Here is an 18,034-nt window from a genome sequence, read left to right on the forward strand (position 1 = left end):
GATTTATGACAGATTTATGAAAAAAAAAGGCGGCATTGACAGCATGTTGATGATTTATGACACCGGTGAAACCGTGCATTACCGTGTACCGGCGGTAAATTGCGCCCAAAAATGGAGGGGATGACGTGTATAATCCCGTTCACGCTTTTTTTGCATGGAACAATTATGCGCATCCTCCACACCTCTGACTGGCATCTGGGACAAAACTTCTACAGTAAAAGCCGCGCCGCGGAGCATCAGGCTTTTCTGGACTGGCTGCTGGAGACCGCGCAGGCCCATCAGGTGGATGCCATTATTGTCGCTGGCGATATTTTTGATACCGGTTCGCCGCCAAGCTATGCCCGAGAACTTTATAACCGTTTCGTCGTTAATTTACAGCAAACGGGCTGTCATCTGGTGGTGCTGGCCGGTAATCATGATTCCGTCGCCACACTAAACGAGTCACGCGACATTCTGGCGTTTCTTAATACAACCGTGATCGCCAGCGCGGGCTATGCGCCGCAGCTACTTCATCGTCGCGACGGTTCTCCAGGCGCCGTACTGTGCCCCATTCCCTTTTTGCGCCCGCGCGACATTCTTACCAGTCAGGCGGGATTATCCGGCAGCGAGAAACAGCAGCAACTTCTTCATGCGATTGCCGATTATTATCAACAGCAATATCGGGAAGCGTGCCAGCTACGCGGCGAACGAAAGCTGCCGGTTATCGCGACGGGGCATTTAACCACCGTCGGCGCCAGCAAAAGCGATGCGGTTCGCGACATTTATATCGGTACGCTGGATGCCTTTCCGGCGCAGCATTTCCCCCCAGCGGATTATATCGCATTGGGACACATTCACCGCGCGCAATGTGTCGGCGGCACAGAGCATATCCGCTATTGCGGCTCACCCATCGCCCTCAGCTTTGATGAGTGCGGCAAAAGCAAATGCGTGCATCTGGTGACCTTCGAGCAGGGGAAATGGCAAAGTACCGAAAGTCTGGCTGTCCCCGTGACTCAACCGCTGGCGGTTTTAAAAGGCGACCTGGCGTCAATTACCGAACAGCTTGAGCAGTGGCGCGGCGTGGAGCAATCACCCCCCGTCTGGCTGGATATTGAAATCACCACCGATGATTATCTGCACGATATCCAACGCAGAATACAGACGCTAACGGAGTCGCTACCCGTAGAGGTATTACTGGTGCGCCGTAGCCGCGAACAGCGCGAGCGCTCGCTGGCGAACGAGCGGCGGGAAACATTAAGCGAGCTTAGCGTGGAGGAGGTTTTTGCGCGGCGTCTGGCGCTGGAAGCGTTAGATCCCCCGCAGCGCGAGCGCCTGAATCAGCTCTTTTCCAGCACGCTCTACGCGTTGAATGAGGAACATGAGGCATGAAAATTCTCAGTTTGCGTCTGAAAAACCTGAACTCGCTGAAAGGAGAATGGAAGGTCGATTTTACCGCCGAACCGTTTGCCAGTAACGGGTTATTCGCCATTACCGGCCCGACCGGCGCGGGAAAAACCACCTTGCTTGACGCCATCTGCCTGGCGCTGTACCACGAAACGCCGCGCCTGAATACGGTATCGCAGTCGCAAAACGATTTGATGACGCGCGATACGGCGGAATGTCTGGCCGAAGTGGAGTTTGAGGTAAAAGGCGAAGCCTGGCGCGCGTTCTGGAGCCAGAACCGAGCCCGAAATCAGCCTGACGGCAATCTCCAGGCCCCACGCGTGGAGCTGGCGCGGTGTTCAGACGGAAAGATCTTTGCCGATAAGGTAAAGGATAAACTGGAGATGATCGCCACGTTGACCGGGCTGGACTACGGGCGCTTCACCCGTTCGATGTTGTTATCACAGGGGCAGTTCGCCGCCTTTCTTAACGCCAAAGCGAAAGAGCGCGCAGAGCTTCTGGAGGAGCTCACCGGCACTGAGATTTACGGGCAGATCTCCGCACAGGTATTTGAAAAACATAAATCAGCCCGTCTCGAACTGGAAAAGTTACAAGCGCAGGCCAGCGGCGTCGCCCTATTGGCGGACGAACAGTTACAGCAACTGGAAGCTAGTTTGCAGGCGCTTACTGACGAAGAGAAACGCCTTCTGGCCGACCAGCAGGTACAGCAGCAGCACCTTCACTGGCTGACCCGAAAAAACGAGCTCCACACTGAATTACACGCCCGGCAGCAGGCGCTGTACGCAGCGCAAGAGGCGCGAGAAAAAGCGCAGCCGCAGCTCGCGGCGTTGACTCTGGCGCAACCCGCTCGCCAGTTGCGCCCGCATTGGGAGCGCATTCAGGAACAAACCCGTGCCGTTGAGCGTGTTCGCCAGCACAGTGATGAAGTGAATGCTCGCTTACAAAGCGCGTATCGCCTGCGCCAGCGTATCCGCGCCTGCGCGCATCGACAATTCACGCAACTGAACGCCACAGGGCAGCGATTGAAGACATGGCTGGCGGAACACGACGGCATCCGCGTCTGGCGCAGCGAACTGGCGGGGTGGCGAGCATTATTAACACAACAATCCCACGATCGGGCGCAACTGAGCCAATGGCAACAGCAGTTGCTGAGCGATACGCGTCAGCGTGATGCGCTACCGCCGCTCACGCTCGACCTCACGCCACAGGCGCTGGCGGAAGCCAGAGCATTGCATACCCGACAGCGTCCGCTACGCCATCGTCTCGCCGCGCTTCAGGGGCAAATTATCCCGAAACAAAAGCGTCAGGCGCAGCTACAGGCAGCTATCGCGCGTCATCATCAGGAGCAGGCGCAATACACCCAACGTCTGGCGGATAAGCGTCTGAGTTATAAGACTAAAGCGCAGGAGCTTGCGGACGTTCGCACTATTTGCGAGCAGGAGGCGCGCATCAAAGATCTGGAAAGCCAGCGGGCGCACTTACAGTCCGGCCAGCCGTGTCCGCTTTGCGGCTCGACGACACACCCCGCCATCGCCGCCTATCAGGCGCTGGAACTGAGCGCGAATCAAACCCGCCGCGACGCGCTGGAAAAAGAGGTCAAAACGCTGGCGGAAGAAGGCGCCGCGCTGCGAGGACAGTTAGATGCCTTAACGCAACAATTACAGCGGGATGAAAGCGAGGCGCAGTCGTTGTTGCAGGAGGAGCAAGCGCTTACTGAGGAATGGCAAACGCTGTGCGCTACGCTGGGCGTTCAGCTCCAGCCGCAAGAAGACCTCGCGGGCTGGCTGACCGCCGCGGAAGAACATGAGCAACAGTTGGATCAGCTCAGCCAGCGTCATGCTCTACAAACGCAAATCGCGGCGCATACTGAACAGGTAGCGCGCTTTACCGCGCAGATTGCGCAGCGTCAGGCGTCGCTGACGGCTGATTTGGCGCAGTATACGCTTTCCCTTCCTGCCCCAGAAGACGAAGCCTCATGGCTGAATGAGCGCGCCGACGAAGCGAAAATATGGCAACAGCGTCAGACTGAGTTCGCGGATTTGCAAACGCAGATCGACAGGCTTGCCCCGTTGCTGGAGACGCTACCGCAAACGGATACCGCGGATTCCGACGACGACGTGCCGCTGGATAACTGGCGGCAGGCGCATGATGAGTGCGTGTCATTACAAAGCCAGTTGCAAACCCTGCAGGAACAGATGACGCAGGAGCAGCAGCGCGCCGCCGAGGCGATAGCGCACTTTGATGCGGCGTTAAAAAATAGCCCGTTTGACAGCCAGGCAACGTTCCTGGCGGCGTTGTTGGATGAAGAGACCGTGACCCGTCTGGAAAAACAACAACAAACGCTGGAAAGTCAGCTACAACAAGCGAAGGCGTTAAGCGCGCAGTCCGCGCAGGCGCTGGCTGACCATCAGCAACAGCCGCCCGTCGGTCTGGACCCAACGTGTACGGCGGAGCAGCTCGCGCAGCGGCTGGCGCAGTTGGCGCAACAACTGCGTGAAAACACGACACGCCAGGGGGAAATCCGCCAGCAAATTAAACAGGATGCAGATAATCGGCAGCGCCAACGGGCGCTGATGGCGGAAATGAAACAAGCCTCTCAGCAAGTGGAAGACTGGGGCTATCTCAATGCGCTGATCGGCTCTAAAGAAGGTGATAAGTTCCGCAAATTCGCCCAGGGACTGACGCTGGATAATCTGGTCTGGCTGGCGAATCATCAGCTCACCCGCCTGCATGGCCGCTATTTATTGCAGCGCAAAGCCAGCGACGCGCTGGAACTGGAGGTTGTCGATACCTGGCAGGCCGACGCCGTGCGCGATACGCGAACGTTATCAGGCGGCGAAAGTTTCCTGGTCAGCCTGGCGCTGGCGCTGGCGTTATCAGATTTGGTCAGCCATAAAACGCGCATTGATTCTTTGTTCCTCGACGAAGGCTTCGGCACGCTTGATAGCGAAACGCTGGACGCCGCGCTGGATGCGCTCGACGCGCTGAATGCCAGCGGGAAGACTATCGGTGTGATTAGCCACGTGGAAGCCATGAAAGAACGTATCCCCGTGCAGATAAAAGTGAAAAAAATCAATGGGCTTGGTTATAGCAAACTGGACAAAGCGTTTGCTGTTGAGTAACGCGAGTGTCATCCTGCGCACAGCATACTGTCATGACATAGCATAATAATGAATACACAAAGACGGATAAGGAATGGTATTACCTCGCGCTTATCCGCAAGCTATACGTTGATTGGCTGTGACAATTCACAGCCACAGCGCGCAACATGCGCCTTTATTTTCGGCAGGTGGTATGAAAAAAGTTATTTTTTCTTTGGCGCTGGGTACGTTCGGCCTGGGGATGGCCGAGTTTGGCATTATGGGCGTGCTGACGGAGCTGGCACGCGATGTCGGGATAACGATTCCCGCCGCCGGGCATATGATCTCGTTTTACGCCTTCGGCGTCGTGCTGGGCGCTCCCATTATGGCGCTCTTTTCCAGCCGCTTTTCGCTTAAACATATATTGCTGTTTCTGGTCATGCTGTGCGTGATGGGCAATGCCATATTTACCTTTTCCTCGTCATATCTGATGCTCGCCGTCGGCAGACTGGTTTCCGGCTTTCCGCACGGCGCCTTTTTTGGCGTCGGCGCCATTGTCTTGTCAAAGATTACCCGCCCCGGGAAGGTCACCGCCGCCGTCGCGGGTATGGTTTCAGGGATGACGGTGGCGAATCTGGTGGGCATTCCGGTCGGCACTTACCTGAGCCAGGAATTTAGCTGGCGCTACACCTTTTTATTGATCGCGGTTTTCAACATCGCTGTGCTCACCGCAATTTTCTTCTGGGTGCCGGATATCCGTGACAAAGCCCAAGGCAGCCTGCGCGAGCAGTTCCACTTCTTGCGTAGTCCTACGCCGTGGCTCATTTTCGCCGCCACGATGTTCGGCAATGCGGGCGTTTTTGCCTGGTTCAGCTATATCAAGCCATTTATGATGTACATCTCCGGTTTTTCGGAGACGAGCATGACGTTTATTATGATGCTGGTCGGGCTGGGGATGGTGTTAGGCAATCTGTTAAGCGGCAAACTCTCCGGCAGATATACGCCGCTGCGCATCGCGGTAGTGACTGACCTCGTTATCGTGCTCTCTCTCATGGCGCTCTTTTTCTTCAGCGGATACAAAACGGCATCGCTGACTTTCGCGTTTATCTGCTGCGCTGGTCTGTTTGCGCTCTCTGCGCCGCTGCAAATCCTGCTACTGCAAAACGCCAAAGGCGGCGAACTGCTGGGCGCGGCGGGAGGGCAAATCGCGTTTAATCTCGGTAGCGCGATTGGCGCCTGGTGCGGCGGGCTGATGCTGACGCTAGGTTTTACGTACCACTACGTGGCGCTTCCCGCCGCCCTGCTCTCGTTTTCCGCCATGTCGTCGTTGCTGGTATACGGACGTCTAAAACACAAGCAGCCATCGGTCACGCCGGTTGCCGGATGACGTCATCCGGCTAGAAACGTTACGCCAGCGGCCACAGCCAGGCCGCGCCGCGCACGCCGCTCGAATCGCCATGCCGCGCCTTACGTACCGGCGTCTCGCACTCGCCGCCAAAAACAAACGATTTCATCAGCGACGGAACCGTCTTGTACAGGCGCTCAACATTGCTCATACCGCCGCCCAGCACAATGACATCCGGATCCAGAATATTCACGACATGAGATAATGCTTTCGCCAGCCGCAGCTCATAACGGCTTAACGCCAGTTCCGCCACGGCGTCCTGCGCGTCGACCAGACGAATAATCTCATCGCCTTTTAGCGCGTTACCGCTCAAACGCTGGTAATCCGTAGCAAATCCCGTACCGGAAATAAAGGTTTCGATACAGCCTTGTTTACCGCAATAACAGGGAATTTCTTCGCGGTAACGCAACTCATCGTCATCCATCCACGGCAACGGATTGTGGCCCCATTCACCTGCCGTACCGTTGCCGCCGATGTGCGCCCGGCCATTTAGCGCTACGCCCGCGCCGCACCCGGTACCGATAATCACCGCAAATACCGTTTGCGCCCCCGCTGCCGCGCCATCTACCGCCTCTGATACCGCCAGGCAATTGGCATCGTTGGCTAACCGCACTTCACGCTTCAGACGACGGCTCACATCGCTATCGAACGGCTGGCCGTTAAGCCACGTAGAGTTAGCGTTTTTTACCACGCCGGTGTAAGGCGAGAGAGAACCGGGAATGCCAATGCCAACGCTACCGGTCTGGCCGGTCGCCTGTTCCGCCATGTCGACCAGCGTAGCGACGGTTTCTATCGTTTGCTGATAATCCTCCCGCGGCGTAGGCAGACGATGGCGAAACCGCTGCTCTCCTGCATCATCAAGCGCAATGACTTCCATTTTTGTGCCGCCTAAATCGATACCAATACGCACATACCGCTCCTCATTTTTTGGGAATATCAACAGGGTAGAATTCACCGTTCTGATTGGCAATGCAAGCCTGCCGACAATTCGTTACTATACCGCCTGGATTTAACGACAAGGCCGTGGAAATTATCATGCTGTGGTTCAAAAATTTAATGGTTTACCGTCTTAGCCGCGATATCACATTACGCGCCGAAGAGATGGAGAAACAGCTCGCCTCAATGACGTTTACCCCATGCGGTAGCCAGGATATGGCCAAAATGGGCTGGGTTCCGCCGATGGGCTCTCACAGCGATGCGTTAACGCACACCGCCAATGGCCAAATTATTATTTGCGCGCGCAAAGAAGAGAAAATCCTGCCATCGCCAGTGATCAAACAGGCTCTGGAGGCGAAAATCCAGAAACTAGAAGCCGATCAGGGACGCAAGCTGAAGAAGACGGAAAAAGATTCCCTGAAGGATGAAGTGTTGCATTCGTTGCTGCCGCGCGCGTTTAGCCGCTTCAGTCAGACAATGATGTGGATTGATACCGTTAACGGCCTGATTATGGTTGACTGCGCCAGCGCGAAAAAAGCGGAAGATACTTTGGCGCTACTGCGTAAAAGTCTTGGCTCGCTGCCGGTCGTCCCGCTGGCGCTGGAAAATCCAATTGAGCTGACGCTCACCGAGTGGGTGCGCTCCGGTACGGTCGCTCAGGGTTTCCAGTTGCTGGACGAAGCCGAATTGAAAGCGATGCTGGAAGATGGCGGCGTGATCCGCGCGAAAAAGCAGGATCTGGTCAGCGACGAGATCGCCGTTCATATTGAAGCGGGTAAAGTGGTCACGAAGCTGGCGCTCGACTGGCAGCAGCGTATTCAATTCGTCATGTGCGACGACGGCTCCATTAAGCGTCTGAAATTCTGCGACGAGCTGCGCGATCAGAACGAAGATATCGACCGGGAAGATTTTGCCCAACGTTTTGACGCGGACTTTATCCTGATGACCGGCGAGCTGGCGGCGCTGATTCAAAGCCTGGTGGAAGGATTAGGCGGCGAAGCGCAGCGCTAACCAGAGGGTCCCTCTCCGCCGGAGAGGGGACTCACCGTTACAAATAGCGGCACAGATACGAGGTGGGCTCAGCAACCTGTAGATGAAACTCGCTGTGGCCAGGCACGTTAAACACCTCACCGGCTGTATACACTTTCCATTCGACGGTTCCCGGCAACAGTACCTTCAACGCGCCGCTCACAACCGTCATCTCTTCGGGTTCGGCGGTGCCAAAGGTATACTCCCCTTCCGCCATCACACCAACGCTGGCCCGGCCGGTGCTACTGCTGGTAAATCCAATAGACTTCACTTTCCCGGAAAAGTATTCATTGCTTTGTAGCATAATCAGGCCCCGTCTCATTATTAAATTAACACCCAATATAGAGTCCTGACGTTCGGCCTGTCACGTAAAATTAGACAAGCAGTTCTGAAGCTAACCGCGCAATCAAAACATTAGAGAGTAAAACCGGCACATCCAGCGCCTGCTGTAAAATATCCCGATGACGCTGATGAAAACCCAGACAATCCAGCATAATGACGTCCGCGCCTTGATCCAATAGCGCCTGCCCGGCATCAATTAACTGTTGCTCAGAACCGTGAACCGGATTCGCCAGCGAATACACCGGCGGCATTTGCAATACCTGCCATTTTTTCTCCTGGGCCGCCAGAAGTTCTGCAACAGGCACAATCACGCCCACCTGATGCCCATCCACAATAGAGGCGACAAGCGGTGGAATAATACGCAGCGGTTCAAGCAAAATAGAATTACGGGCTGCCATACTTTTAATCGCCGCGGTGCTCATCAGTATAATGACGTCATAACCCTGGTTATCCAGCACCTCGACAACGCTCTGTAAATCTCGCTCCACTTTCTGGCGGGAAACATGGGCTATCTGGTTATCATTCAGCAACGTCAAAAGCGGATCGTCGCCAGGCTCTACAGCGTAATCCGCCATAACGTCTTCCCGGCTCATTTTTCCCAGCAGGCTATGATGGGTGATGTGTTGTTCGTCGATGTATTCCGTCAGAAGCGGTAACACTTCGCTCATTGGCACAACGCCGATTGTGAGGATTGCCAACGACGCACTCATTTTTATTCCACCTTATTACTTCGTCGTAATTCCCGGGCAAATATTCACACGCTCACCGCGCTACCTGCCCTACAAATCTCAGAAAGCGTAGCAGCAGATGAGCAACGTATTGTGTAAAGATTCCAAATAACTCCAATATTGTATTGTTATCGCTTAATTTACGGTTTTAGTTGCCAGTATAAATGTTTCAAGAATGTGATGGAGATACAATTTAGGGGTACCCGGAATCCCTTCCGAGTGGTTCATGCGTCTATGATTTATCCGGATCTTCGTAACGTTTTTTCGCATCCATCGCTTCTTCTGCGGTCGGATGCTCGCTGATGAGCGAATCAGGTTTCGGATGGTCAGCCCGTAGCTGATACCACGTCACCGTCTGGCCCGGCGTGCCTTTTTCAATGGTGACGATATAAGCTTCCCGCGGATAAGGTGGTCTGGTTGGCATAGCGTTTCCTTTATTCTGGGTGAGCGTTAAGTATAGACATCTCCCTGTAACCGTTGCGTCGACGGCGGCAGCGCCGCAATAATTTCAGAAACGACCTGGGCCGGCGCTTTCGTCGCGTCAATGATGTAATGCGCCGTTTCGCGATACAACGCGTCACGCTGCTCAAGCACTTCCCGAACCTCTTCGCTCAACGGCTTGCCGGTGAGGGTCGGGCGCAGATCCGCTTCAGGTTCAGCCTCAAGCCGGTTAACCAGCGTGGATACCGGCGCGCACAGATAAATCACTACGCCAACACGGTGCATATAACGTCGGTTATACTCCGTGAGAATAATACCGCCTCCCGTCGCCACGACAGTCGAAGGCGCGCTTACCGCCTCCAGGGCCGCGGTTTCCCGGGCGCGGAACCCTCCCCAGCCTTCTTTTTCAACGATATCAGCGACGCTCATCTGCACGTGCGATTGCAGCCAGCGGTCGGTATCTGCAAACCGGAAACCGGTTGCCTGCGCCAGCGCCATACCGATGGTGGTTTTCCCACAGCCCCGCGGGCCAACAAGATAAAGAGGTTGCATCATAGCAGGCGTTCCCCCAGGAACTGCGCATACGCAGGATTTGATATCAGCAATGTTATAATCATATCATCTAACTAGTACAACGCATAAATGTAAATAATAATTTACACAAAGGTACTAAAGTCACAATATTAGTACTATAGCAAGAATCAGAAATGAATAAACTGTAAATTTTTCATTACACGATTTATTTTTTACGCTGGCTTTCCAGCCACCACTTATCCAGCTCGGCGGCAAAATGCTGACGATCGCGCGGCGAGAGAGTGTTTGGTCCCCCCGTTTGTACGCCGCTGGCGCGTAGCGTGTCCATAAAGTCACGCATCGTCAGACGTTCGCGAATCGTGGCGTCGCTATAGCGTTCTCCCCGGGGATTAAGAGCCGCAGCGCCTTTTTCCAGCACTTCAGCCGCCAGCGGAATATCCGCGGTAATAACCAGATCGCCCGCTTCGCATTGACGCACGATTTCGTTATCCGCCACGTCAAACCCGGCGGCCACGCGAAGCGTGCGGATAAAACGCGAAGGCGGCACGCGCAAGGCCTGATTGGCAACCAGAATAAGCGGCAACTGCATCCGCTCGGCGGCGCGGTACAAAATTTCTTTAATGACATTCGGACACGCATCCGCATCCACCCAGATGGTCATAATGTCTCCCGTACGGTATACAATCTTTTATTGTCTCGCGCTTTTGCCTTTCATCAAAGTGCTGTTTCTCCTTCTGCCCGTTTTCAATCCGCGTTAAGCTAACCATTCCCCATAACACACAAACATAGGGAGTGACGAGATGGAGAAGAAAATCGGTTTTATTGGCTGCGGTAATATGGGCAAGGCTATTCTTGGCGGACTGATTGCCAGCGGTCAGGTACTTCCCGGCCAGATCTGGGTCTACACCCCCTCCCCCGATAAAGTTGCCGCCCTGCATGACCAGTACGGCATTAATGCGGCGCAAAGCGCGCAGGAGGTCGCTCAGGTCGCGGATATCGTTTTCGGCGCGGTAAAACCGGGCATTATGGTGAAAGTGCTCAGTGAAATCTCCTCCAGCCTGAACAAAGACTCGCTGGTGGTCTCTATCGCCGCAGGCGTAACGCTTGATCAGCTTGCGCGCGCGCTGGGACACGACCGTAAAATCATTCGCGCTATGCCGAATACGCCGTCGCTGGTCAACGCAGGAATGACCTCCGTCACGCCCAACGCGCTGGTCACACCGGAAGATACGGCTGATGTGCTGAATATTTTCCGCTGCTTTGGCGAGGCGGAAGTAATTGCTGAGCCGATGATCCATCCGGTGGTTGGCGTGAGCGGATCTTCGCCGGCCTATGTCTTTATGTTTATCGAGGCGATGGCGGACGCAGCCGTTCTGGGCGGTATGCCTCGCGCTCAGGCTTATAAATTCGCCGCGCAGGCCGTCATGGGATCGGCGAAAATGGTACTCGAAACCGGAAAGCATCCCGGCGAACTGAAAGATATGGTGTGCTCGCCTGGCGGAACGACGATTGAAGCCGTACGCGTTCTGGAAGAACGTGGCTTCCGCGCTGCGGTAATAGAAGCGATGACGAAGTGTATGGAAAAATCAGAGGCGCTCAGTAAATCCTGAGGCCCGGCTGGACGTCATGCCGCCACTTCGGTGCGGTTACGTCCGGCATTCTTTGCTTTATAAAGCGCCATATCCGCAGACTTTAGCCATTCCCGATAATGACCGATTTGTGGCGTTAACGGCGCCACGCCCACGCTGATACGTAACATGACCTGCGGCGCGCCCGGCAAGCGTAAGGTATTTAGCCGTTCATGCACTCGCGACATGGCGGTAATCGCGCTGTCTGCCGGCGTTCCGCACATAATCACCGCGAATTCGTCGCCGCCAAAGCGCCCGATAATATCACTCCCGCGTAGCGTTATCTGTAATTGACGCGTCAGGGCGATAATAGCCTCATCCCCAACATCATGCCCCCAGGTGTCGTTAATGCTCTTAAAATGATCGATGTCGATAATCAACAATGTCGCCTCCCGATGGTGGCGTCGGCTGTGATCGAATTCATTACGTAATAAAATTTCCCAGTGGCGTCGGTTATAGACGCCGGTCATGCCATCCCGCGAGCTCATCGCCTGCAAGCGTCGCTTATGTTCCGCTAATTTAATGGCCGTTTGATAACTTACCCAGGCGAACAGAAGCGGATACAACATAATGACGGGCAAAGAGAGCGTAACTTCCAGCGACGAGCTTCGCATAGCGACGGGTAGCCCGGTAAGCTGCAACGTCACCAGACATGACGCCAGCAAAAGCCCCATTCCGGCAGTGAATAGCCGCCGCCCGCCAGCCCCCATCAGATTCATGCTCATCATCATAAACAGCGCGGCGGCAGGCAACATATTGACGCCCATCAGCGCGATCCACATGCCGGAGAGGATCGCATCCACTTTCAGGTTGTAAATTTCCTGACGTAGCGGATCAAGGGCTTTCGCCGACCACTGCCACGCCAGATGCGGCCAGACAAAAGACCAGCCGACCAGCAACAGCCACCAGCCGCCAAAGACAGGTTGCGTCACTAACACGGCGGCCACCGGTAAAAACATCCCCCCTAACCCCACCGCGCGCGGTAGCCTGATGCGCCGGGCGAAGCGCAACCCGGAGCGCTGACGATCATCAGGAGGGTCAGGCGGCGCTACCGCCTGTTCAACTGCTTTTCGGTAAAAATTTTCATCATTCATTATTTTTGGGAACATTTAGAAACAATTTTCCCAAATTATAGAAACAGAGCGCATGGAGGGAGTATGAAATTTCGGGTGAGTGTTTTTCAGGGCTCACCCGATAGCACTACGCCGCTTTTTTCAGGCAGGCGCTCATAAACTTGCTACGGTCATCGCCTTTCAGGGATTGTTCCGTCGCCTGAACATTGCATTCACGCATTTTCTGCTGTTGCGGCGTCAGGCTTTTCTCGCCAGGGGCCGACTTACTGTTTTTCAGGCAGTCGCTAAGGTAGGTTTTACGCGCATCGCCTTTCAACGCTTGCGCTGTCGCCTGCTGATTACAGGTCGTCATGCGCTGCTGTTGCGGCGTTAACGGTTTCTCGGTTGCGCCGACGGCGGTTAAAAAGACCAGGCCAAAAAGTAAAGTCACCAGTAATGTTATTTTCATAGCACCATCCTTTTGTCAGTGTACACATTACACGTTGTCCCTTTGGGAAATATCCCAGGGACTTTATATAAGTCTGGCTGTTACTGGCAAAAATACCACCCGGCTGTAAAAGTATTACTTACCGTTAGCAATAGATGTTTTATTGATTGACAAACCGTAGGCTAATGTGCAATTCGATTATCCACAGTCACACTGGCAGGATGCAGAAGAACAGCGCATAGCGTTACACTGTTATTACCATAGCCGCTTCGTTTTTATTTTCTTCTGGTTAATACAGAGCAAAATAAAAACGAAGCGGCTATGTTATTTCATAAAAGTAACGTTATAACACCTGTGTTGTTTTAAATACGATTAGTGCCGGGGGTGTCTCAGCAACTTTTTTACATATTGGCGCAGCAATTCCGTATCGTGATCAGGAACGCTGGCATCCGGCTTTACGCCTTCAAGTGCCCCCTCTACCTGACGTATCAACATCTCCTGCTCGTTTTGCGCCATGTTACGTAACATTGCTGTGACGATAATCTCTAACGCTTCTACCTGAGCAACCAGTTCTTTCGACTCTTCTTCTTTTTGGGCTAGCTTAAGCAACAACTCTGCTATGAGATTTTTCATGACCATATTTCCTTATTAGTTCCAGGGTGACGTTATCACTATGAAGAACCACTGCCTAGAGGCTGAAAGTACTATTTTTATGATACAGGAAGAACTTTACACAAATAATTATCACTGTCGCCGCAGCGAAACGTTTCTCAGACCGAAAACGAGACGATAATAAACCATCAAAAAACAATAATCACGCTATATCATAATTTAAGGTTATGCCATCTATAGAAAAACTTCACGGATAAAGAATATATCTTTTAATTTAAACCATATCGTAACGGCAGAAGCGCCGTTACGATGCACCGCTATTGGCCTTTCGCTTTTTGCGCGTTACGCCGACGACGTAACGCCAGGGTCAGTTGCCCAATATTGATTAACACGATCGCCGCCGTAGCGATAAAAACCCAGCGGAAACCGGCCATCGCCGATACCGTCGCGCCCATCAACGGCCCAACCACGTTGCCCAGGTACATAAATGACTGGTTGTAGCCAAAAATACGTCCGGTAATTTGGTCGCTGGAGTATTTCACCAATAACGTTTGTACGGCGGGTAACATCGCGCCATCGGCAAAGCCCAACAAGAAACGCAACAGTCCCAACTGGAACGGCGTGGTGACCCAGGACATCGCGAAGAAAAGCAGCACTGCGCAGATAAGCGTGGCCATCAGAATTCTTTCCGTGCCGATTCTGTCGCCAAGTTTTCCCAGGCGAGGCGCGGAGATAAGCGCGGAGATACCGGGCACCGAGGCAATTAACCCGCTAAGAAAGGCGATGTTATTACTGTCCGGCATCATTGATTTGATAAACAGCGCCAGGATTGGACTGATGGAACCATTACAGAGTTGAATGACCATCGTGGTAAAAAACAAGCTGATCACCAGCGCAGGATAAGGTAACGACGCAAAAACGGCTTTACCGCTCAGGCGTTCGCTTTTCCTGATGACCGGACGCACGCCTTCTTTAATTAAAAATAGCGTGACCAGAAAGCTCACCACCAACAGCATGGCGGTAATCAGAAATACCGCCCGCAGCCCGATATGATCCGCGACAAAGCCGCCCATTAACGGCCCGCCGATAACGCCGCTGATCTGCGCGGTAGAAAGCGTACTGAGCGCCCAGCCGCTACGTTCGCGCGGTACCTGAGAGGCTACCAGCGCCATGGCATTGGGGATATAGCCTGACGTTAACCCCATGATTCCGCGCAGCAGGAAAAGTTGCCAGACATGGGTCGCAAATGCCTGCAGTAGAATAGCTATCGCCATCCCGAGCGACGCGCGCAATAGCATCAGTTTACGCCCTTTACGATCGGCGAGACTGCCCCACATCGGCGACACAATGGCGGAAATAAGAAACGTGATGCTAAACGTTAACCCGGACCACATTGATAACGCTTCATGGGAAGAGACGCCAAGCTGGGAAATATAAAGGGGTAAGAATGGCAGGATTTGGCTGATTGCCAGCCCGGTAAAAAAACATCCAAACCAAACGGAAATTAGATTAACTTTCCAGGATTCCATAAGACTCGTAACGGTAAGTAGCTGAAAATACGCGTTAGCTTAGCAAGTTCTCTTTTTCCTGGTGGTTCCAGAGGTGCGATACGTCACACTTTGCTATTTTGTCTCCCCGTTCATCATTTTTGTGAAACATGTCACATTATATAGCCGCGCAAGGCAGACGTTTATGCTTTAACGACACACGCCGTAGCCCCGCATTCCAAGATGAAAATGGTTAGCATGAGCAGCGTTATAGTCAGGCCCGAGCCCATTGCCATAATAATGGCAACTGGCGTTTAACATAGCGCGTAACCAGGGCCCCGTCTCATCGCGCTCCCAGCCGCGCAGGATAGTGATTTTTCGGCCATCCGATAGCTGAAACCCGCTGACATCCAGCGCTTCTGCGCTGGCATGTTCACTGCGACGCGCATCCGGGCGGTGATAAATATTACGGCAGGCATAGCTGCCCAGATGTTCGATGCGGGTCAGGCGGCGCTTCATCCACGTTTCTGTTAAAGGTTTTACCTGCTGTTCGACAAACAGCGCGGAGCGCAGCGCCAGCGGGCAGGAGGCTAAAAAACTGCTGCTCAGTTTGACCTGGCCAAAATCTCTGACGCGCACAACATGGGACAAGGGACATTCACCAGCGCTATCCGCAACAGGTTGTGATGAAATTAATCCCTGTTGATTGGCCGCCGTCAAAAGCTCCCGGCACTGCGACGGCGTAAGGCGCTGTAGTTTGAAGGTCGTGATCCAGCCTGGCGGATCGGCAAGTTGTAGCGGAGCAAAAGGATTATAATAAGAGGGAAGATAACGATATCCCAGCCCGCCAATGCCGCCCAACAGCACAATAATCAGAAAACCCTTACCTCTCACGCGGCCTCCGTTCTCACATCCCATAAACATTATGGCAGAAGCCCGCGAAACCCGCGTTTTGTCGTGGTAATGTATACGCTTTGCATTCGATGGAATGGGTTTTTAAGATGGCGAAATTGCGGGTAGGAATAGTATTTGGCGGTAAGTCGGCGGAACATGAAGTGTCTTTGCAATCAGCGAAAAATATCGTTGATGCGATCGATAAAACCCGCTTCGACGTGGTGCTGTTAGGGATAGATAAGGCAGGACAATGGCATGTTAACGATGCGGAAAATTATTTGCAGAATGCAGACGATCCGGCACATATCGCGCTACGTCCTTCGGCAATCAGTCTGGCCCAGGTGCCTGGCAAACATCAACACCAATTGATTAACGCCCAGAACGGGCAGCCGCTACCGACGGTAGATGTTATTTTTCCTATCGTCCACGGTACGCTGGGCGAAGACGGCTCATTGCAGGGGATGCTGCGCGTCGCAAACTTACCGTTTGTCGGTTCAGACGTGCTGAGCTCCGCAGCCTGCATGGATAAAGACGTCGCCAAACGACTGCTACGCGATGCAGGACTGAATATCGCCCCGTTTATTACACTCACCCGAACGAATCGTCACGCGTTTAGTTTTGCCGAGGTTGAATCCCGTCTGGGACTGCCGCTGTTCGTTAAGCCCGCCAATCAGGGCTCTTCGGTCGGCGTTAGTAAAGTCGCTAACGAAGCGCAATATCAGCAGGCGGTCGCGCTGGCTTTCGAATTCGATCATAAAGTGGTGGTGGAGCAAGGGATCAAAGGGCGCGAGATCGAATGCGCCGTATTAGGTAACGATAACCCACAGGCCAGTACCTGCGGCGAAATCGTACTGAATAGCGAATTTTACGCCTACGATACTAAGTATATTGATGATAACGGCGCACAAGTTGTCGTGCCTGCGCAGATCCCTTCCGAGGTGAATGACAAGATCCGCGCGATCGCGATCCAGGCTTATCAGACGCTGGGGTGCGCGGGTATGGCGCGTGTCGATGTCTTCTTAACGGCAGACAATGAGGTCGTGATTAACGAGATTAATACGCTGCCAGGTTTTACCAATATCAGTATGTATCCAAAACTCTGGCAGGCGAGCGGATTGGGCTATACCGATTTGATCAGCCGCCTGATTGAGCTGGCGCTGGAACGCCATACGGCGAATAACGCCTTAAAAACCACGATGTAATAGCGCACGCCCGATAGCGCAACGTTTATCGGGCGTCTTTTACCTCATCCTCTTCGCGCCGGCGAATGATGAACCCCGCCAGCCAGAAGCTGATAATCCACGTTACCAGCCCAACGCCATAGGTTTGCCATCCTTTCGCCTCAAAACCCAGCAATCCTACGACGCCATTCAAAATAAAGATAAGGCCAATAGAGAAGGCATAGTAGTGCCAGTCACGACGAATTTTTACAGGCAAACGCATAACGACTCCGACGTATTAACAGCAACAAAAACGTATTTTTGCATACTTCTGGCGAGCGAGTCTGTGGGGGATACGGAATTTCTTAAATGTTAATTGATTTTGATAAAAGTGATCGTTTTGTGACAACTAACAAAAATTTACGCGATGGATACATTCCGTATGTGAAATTACCATGATTCTGATATTGACAAACACAATGACCTGTCAGACTTCACAGTAAGCCGATGGCATAACGCCAGATCGTAGCCGATCATCCTGGAGGTCTTTATGGCTGATTTCACTCTCTCAAAATCGCTGTTCAGCGGGAAGCATCGAGAAACCTCCTCTACGCCCGGAAATATTGCTTACGCCATATTTGTACTGTTTTGCTTCTGGGCCGGAGCGCAACTCTTAAACCTGCTGGTTCATGCGCCGGGCATCTATGAGCATCTGATGCAGGTACAGGATACAGGTCGACCGCGGGTAGAGATTGGGCTGGGCGTCGGGACGATTTTTGGCCTGGTGCCCTTCCTCACGGGCTGCCTCATTTTCGCCGTTATCGCCGCGTTTTTACGCTGGCGTCACCGTCACCAATAAACCTTAGCGCGCTGGA

Annotated in this window: 19 protein-coding genes; 7 read left to right on the forward strand and 12 right to left on the reverse strand. The window is 53.4% G+C overall.

All coding sequences use genetic code 11. From position 1 onward, the window contains the following. The first annotated feature begins 165 nt into the window (after positions 1–165). From sbcD to araJ, 3 genes are all read left to right on the forward strand, one after another. Positions 166–1,368 carry an exonuclease subunit SbcD gene (gene sbcD / locus ACLJZ5_RS06690; RefSeq protein ID WP_001221249.1) on the forward strand — a complete coding sequence of 401 codons (1,203 nt, stop codon included), beginning with the start codon at positions 166–168 and terminating at the stop codon, positions 1,366–1,368. Continuing rightward, entirely contained in the window at positions 1,365–4,505 is a 3,141-nt protein-coding gene (sbcC, locus tag ACLJZ5_RS06695) for an exonuclease subunit SbcC (protein ID WP_024797524.1), read from the forward strand. The genes sbcD and sbcC overlap by 4 nt, the downstream gene beginning before the upstream one ends. 172 nt (positions 4,506–4,677) lie before the next feature. Continuing rightward, on the forward strand, positions 4,678–5,850 hold the full coding sequence (gene araJ / locus ACLJZ5_RS06700; protein WP_024797523.1) for an MFS transporter AraJ: 1,173 nt from the start codon (positions 4,678–4,680) through the stop codon (positions 5,848–5,850). 19 nt (positions 5,851–5,869) lie between these two features. On the opposite strand, the gene mak is transcribed toward araJ, so the two are convergent. Then, positions 5,870–6,778 (reverse strand): fructokinase, encoded by a 909-nt coding sequence (gene mak, locus ACLJZ5_RS06705; protein ID WP_024797522.1) that lies wholly within the window; start codon positions 6,776–6,778, stop codon positions 5,870–5,872. A gap of 125 nt (positions 6,779–6,903) precedes the next feature. Here mak and rdgC point away from each other — a divergent pair, with 125 nt between their 5' ends. Next, positions 6,904–7,815, forward strand: coding sequence for a recombination-associated protein RdgC (rdgC, locus tag ACLJZ5_RS06710; protein ID WP_000964305.1), 912 nt, complete (start codon positions 6,904–6,906; stop codon positions 7,813–7,815). A 37-nt stretch (positions 7,816–7,852) separates the two neighbouring features. Here rdgC and ppnP read toward each other — a convergent pair whose 3' ends face one another. The 5 genes from ppnP to ACLJZ5_RS06735 form a co-directional block, all read right to left on the reverse strand. Then, positions 7,853–8,137 carry a pyrimidine/purine nucleoside phosphorylase gene (ppnP, locus tag ACLJZ5_RS06715; RefSeq protein ID WP_000941953.1) on the reverse strand — a complete coding sequence of 95 codons (285 nt, stop codon included), beginning with the start codon at positions 8,135–8,137 and terminating at the stop codon, positions 7,853–7,855. 70 nt (positions 8,138–8,207) lie between these two features. Beyond that, positions 8,208–8,885, reverse strand: a complete 678-nt coding sequence (locus tag ACLJZ5_RS06720; RefSeq protein WP_001276437.1) for an AroM family protein — start codon at positions 8,883–8,885, stop codon at positions 8,208–8,210. A gap of 250 nt (positions 8,886–9,135) precedes the next feature. After that, positions 9,136–9,327 carry a protein YaiA gene (gene yaiA / locus ACLJZ5_RS06725; protein WP_001143161.1) on the reverse strand — a complete coding sequence of 64 codons (192 nt, stop codon included), beginning with the start codon at positions 9,325–9,327 and terminating at the stop codon, positions 9,136–9,138. Between the two features lie 26 nt (positions 9,328–9,353). Next, complete coding sequence (gene aroL / locus ACLJZ5_RS06730; RefSeq protein ID WP_000983569.1) at positions 9,354–9,899, reverse strand: shikimate kinase AroL; 546 nt, start codon at positions 9,897–9,899, stop codon at positions 9,354–9,356. Positions 9,900–10,083: 184 nt separating this feature from the next. Next, positions 10,084–10,539, reverse strand: a complete 456-nt coding sequence (locus ACLJZ5_RS06735; RefSeq protein WP_000158137.1) for a YaiI/YqxD family protein — start codon at positions 10,537–10,539, stop codon at positions 10,084–10,086. 139 nt (positions 10,540–10,678) lie between these two features. Between ACLJZ5_RS06735 and proC the strand changes: the two genes are divergently transcribed. After that, positions 10,679–11,488 carry a pyrroline-5-carboxylate reductase gene (gene proC, locus ACLJZ5_RS06740; protein ID WP_000412193.1) on the forward strand — a complete coding sequence of 270 codons (810 nt, stop codon included), beginning with the start codon at positions 10,679–10,681 and terminating at the stop codon, positions 11,486–11,488. 14 nt (positions 11,489–11,502) lie between these two features. Here proC and adrA read toward each other — a convergent pair whose 3' ends face one another. The 5 genes from adrA to ACLJZ5_RS06765 all read right to left on the reverse strand — a co-directional run bounded on the left by adrA (position 11,503) and on the right by ACLJZ5_RS06765 (position 16,029). Further along, complete coding sequence (adrA, locus tag ACLJZ5_RS06745; RefSeq protein ID WP_000484093.1) at positions 11,503–12,615, reverse strand: diguanylate cyclase AdrA; 1,113 nt, start codon at positions 12,613–12,615, stop codon at positions 11,503–11,505. A 91-nt stretch (positions 12,616–12,706) separates the two neighbouring features. Beyond that, positions 12,707–13,027: a phosphate starvation-inducible protein PsiF gene (gene psiF, locus ACLJZ5_RS06750; RefSeq protein WP_000705162.1), complete on the reverse strand. Its 321-nt coding sequence runs from the start codon at positions 13,025–13,027 to the stop codon at positions 12,707–12,709. A 351-nt stretch (positions 13,028–13,378) separates the two neighbouring features. Further along, entirely contained in the window at positions 13,379–13,639 is a 261-nt protein-coding gene (iraP, locus tag ACLJZ5_RS06755; protein WP_001518423.1) for an anti-adapter protein IraP, read from the reverse strand. A 296-nt stretch (positions 13,640–13,935) separates the two neighbouring features. After that, the gene (locus ACLJZ5_RS06760; protein ID WP_000446772.1) at positions 13,936–15,147 is read right to left on the reverse strand and encodes a multidrug efflux MFS transporter; all 1,212 of its coding nucleotides are present in this window, start codon (positions 15,145–15,147) and stop codon (positions 13,936–13,938) included. Between the two features lie 168 nt (positions 15,148–15,315). Continuing rightward, complete coding sequence (locus ACLJZ5_RS06765; protein ID WP_023197126.1) at positions 15,316–16,029, reverse strand: extensin family protein; 714 nt, start codon at positions 16,027–16,029, stop codon at positions 15,316–15,318. A 77-nt stretch (positions 16,030–16,106) separates the two neighbouring features. Here ACLJZ5_RS06765 and ddlA point away from each other — a divergent pair, with 77 nt between their 5' ends. Then, a complete protein-coding gene (gene ddlA / locus ACLJZ5_RS06770) occupies positions 16,107–17,201 on the forward strand; it encodes a D-alanine--D-alanine ligase (protein WP_001096588.1) in 1,095 nt (364 codons plus the stop codon). A 25-nt stretch (positions 17,202–17,226) separates the two neighbouring features. Here ddlA and ACLJZ5_RS06775 read toward each other — a convergent pair whose 3' ends face one another. Then, positions 17,227–17,442 carry a DUF2754 family protein gene (locus ACLJZ5_RS06775; protein WP_001239243.1) on the reverse strand — a complete coding sequence of 72 codons (216 nt, stop codon included), beginning with the start codon at positions 17,440–17,442 and terminating at the stop codon, positions 17,227–17,229. A gap of 267 nt (positions 17,443–17,709) precedes the next feature. Between ACLJZ5_RS06775 and ACLJZ5_RS06780 the strand changes: the two genes are divergently transcribed. Further along, complete coding sequence (locus ACLJZ5_RS06780; protein ID WP_000763139.1) at positions 17,710–18,018, forward strand: YaiY family protein; 309 nt, start codon at positions 17,710–17,712, stop codon at positions 18,016–18,018. Positions 18,019–18,034 lie beyond the last annotated feature (16 nt).

The organism is Salmonella sp. 5800, from assembly GCF_046558195.1.
Taxonomy (GTDB): Bacteria; Pseudomonadota; Gammaproteobacteria; order Enterobacterales; family Enterobacteriaceae; genus Salmonella; species Salmonella enterica.

What these genes read in the sequence shown, in the direction of transcription:
- sbcD (WP_001221249.1), top strand. Translation starts at nt 166, where the DNA reads ATGCGCATCCTCCACACCTCTGACTGGCATCTGGGACAAAACTTCTAC.
- sbcC (WP_024797524.1), top strand. Translation starts at nt 1,365, where the DNA reads ATGAAAATTCTCAGTTTGCGTCTGAAAAACCTGAACTCGCTGAAAGGA.
- araJ (WP_024797523.1), top strand. Translation starts at nt 4,678, where the DNA reads ATGAAAAAAGTTATTTTTTCTTTGGCGCTGGGTACGTTCGGCCTGGGG.
- rdgC (WP_000964305.1), top strand. Translation starts at nt 6,904, where the DNA reads ATGCTGTGGTTCAAAAATTTAATGGTTTACCGTCTTAGCCGCGATATC.
- ppnP (WP_000941953.1), bottom strand. Translation starts at nt 8,137, where the DNA reads ATGCTACAAAGCAATGAATACTTTTCCGGGAAAGTGAAGTCTATTGGA.
- ACLJZ5_RS06720 (WP_001276437.1), bottom strand. Translation starts at nt 8,885, where the DNA reads ATGAGTGCGTCGTTGGCAATCCTCACAATCGGCGTTGTGCCAATGAGC.
- yaiA (WP_001143161.1), bottom strand. Translation starts at nt 9,327, where the DNA reads ATGCCAACCAGACCACCTTATCCGCGGGAAGCTTATATCGTCACCATT.
- aroL (WP_000983569.1), bottom strand. Translation starts at nt 9,899, where the DNA reads ATGATGCAACCTCTTTATCTTGTTGGCCCGCGGGGCTGTGGGAAAACC.
- ACLJZ5_RS06735 (WP_000158137.1), bottom strand. Translation starts at nt 10,539, where the DNA reads ATGACCATCTGGGTGGATGCGGATGCGTGTCCGAATGTCATTAAAGAA.
- proC (WP_000412193.1), top strand. Translation starts at nt 10,679, where the DNA reads ATGGAGAAGAAAATCGGTTTTATTGGCTGCGGTAATATGGGCAAGGCT.
- adrA (WP_000484093.1), bottom strand. Translation starts at nt 12,615, where the DNA reads ATGTTCCCAAAAATAATGAATGATGAAAATTTTTACCGAAAAGCAGTT.
- psiF (WP_000705162.1), bottom strand. Translation starts at nt 13,027, where the DNA reads ATGAAAATAACATTACTGGTGACTTTACTTTTTGGCCTGGTCTTTTTA.
- iraP (WP_001518423.1), bottom strand. Translation starts at nt 13,639, where the DNA reads ATGAAAAATCTCATAGCAGAGTTGTTGCTTAAGCTAGCCCAAAAAGAA.
- ACLJZ5_RS06760 (WP_000446772.1), bottom strand. Translation starts at nt 15,147, where the DNA reads ATGGAATCCTGGAAAGTTAATCTAATTTCCGTTTGGTTTGGATGTTTT.
- ACLJZ5_RS06765 (WP_023197126.1), bottom strand. Translation starts at nt 16,029, where the DNA reads ATGTTTATGGGATGTGAGAACGGAGGCCGCGTGAGAGGTAAGGGTTTT.
- ddlA (WP_001096588.1), top strand. Translation starts at nt 16,107, where the DNA reads ATGGCGAAATTGCGGGTAGGAATAGTATTTGGCGGTAAGTCGGCGGAA.
- ACLJZ5_RS06775 (WP_001239243.1), bottom strand. Translation starts at nt 17,442, where the DNA reads ATGCGTTTGCCTGTAAAAATTCGTCGTGACTGGCACTACTATGCCTTC.
- ACLJZ5_RS06780 (WP_000763139.1), top strand. Translation starts at nt 17,710, where the DNA reads ATGGCTGATTTCACTCTCTCAAAATCGCTGTTCAGCGGGAAGCATCGA.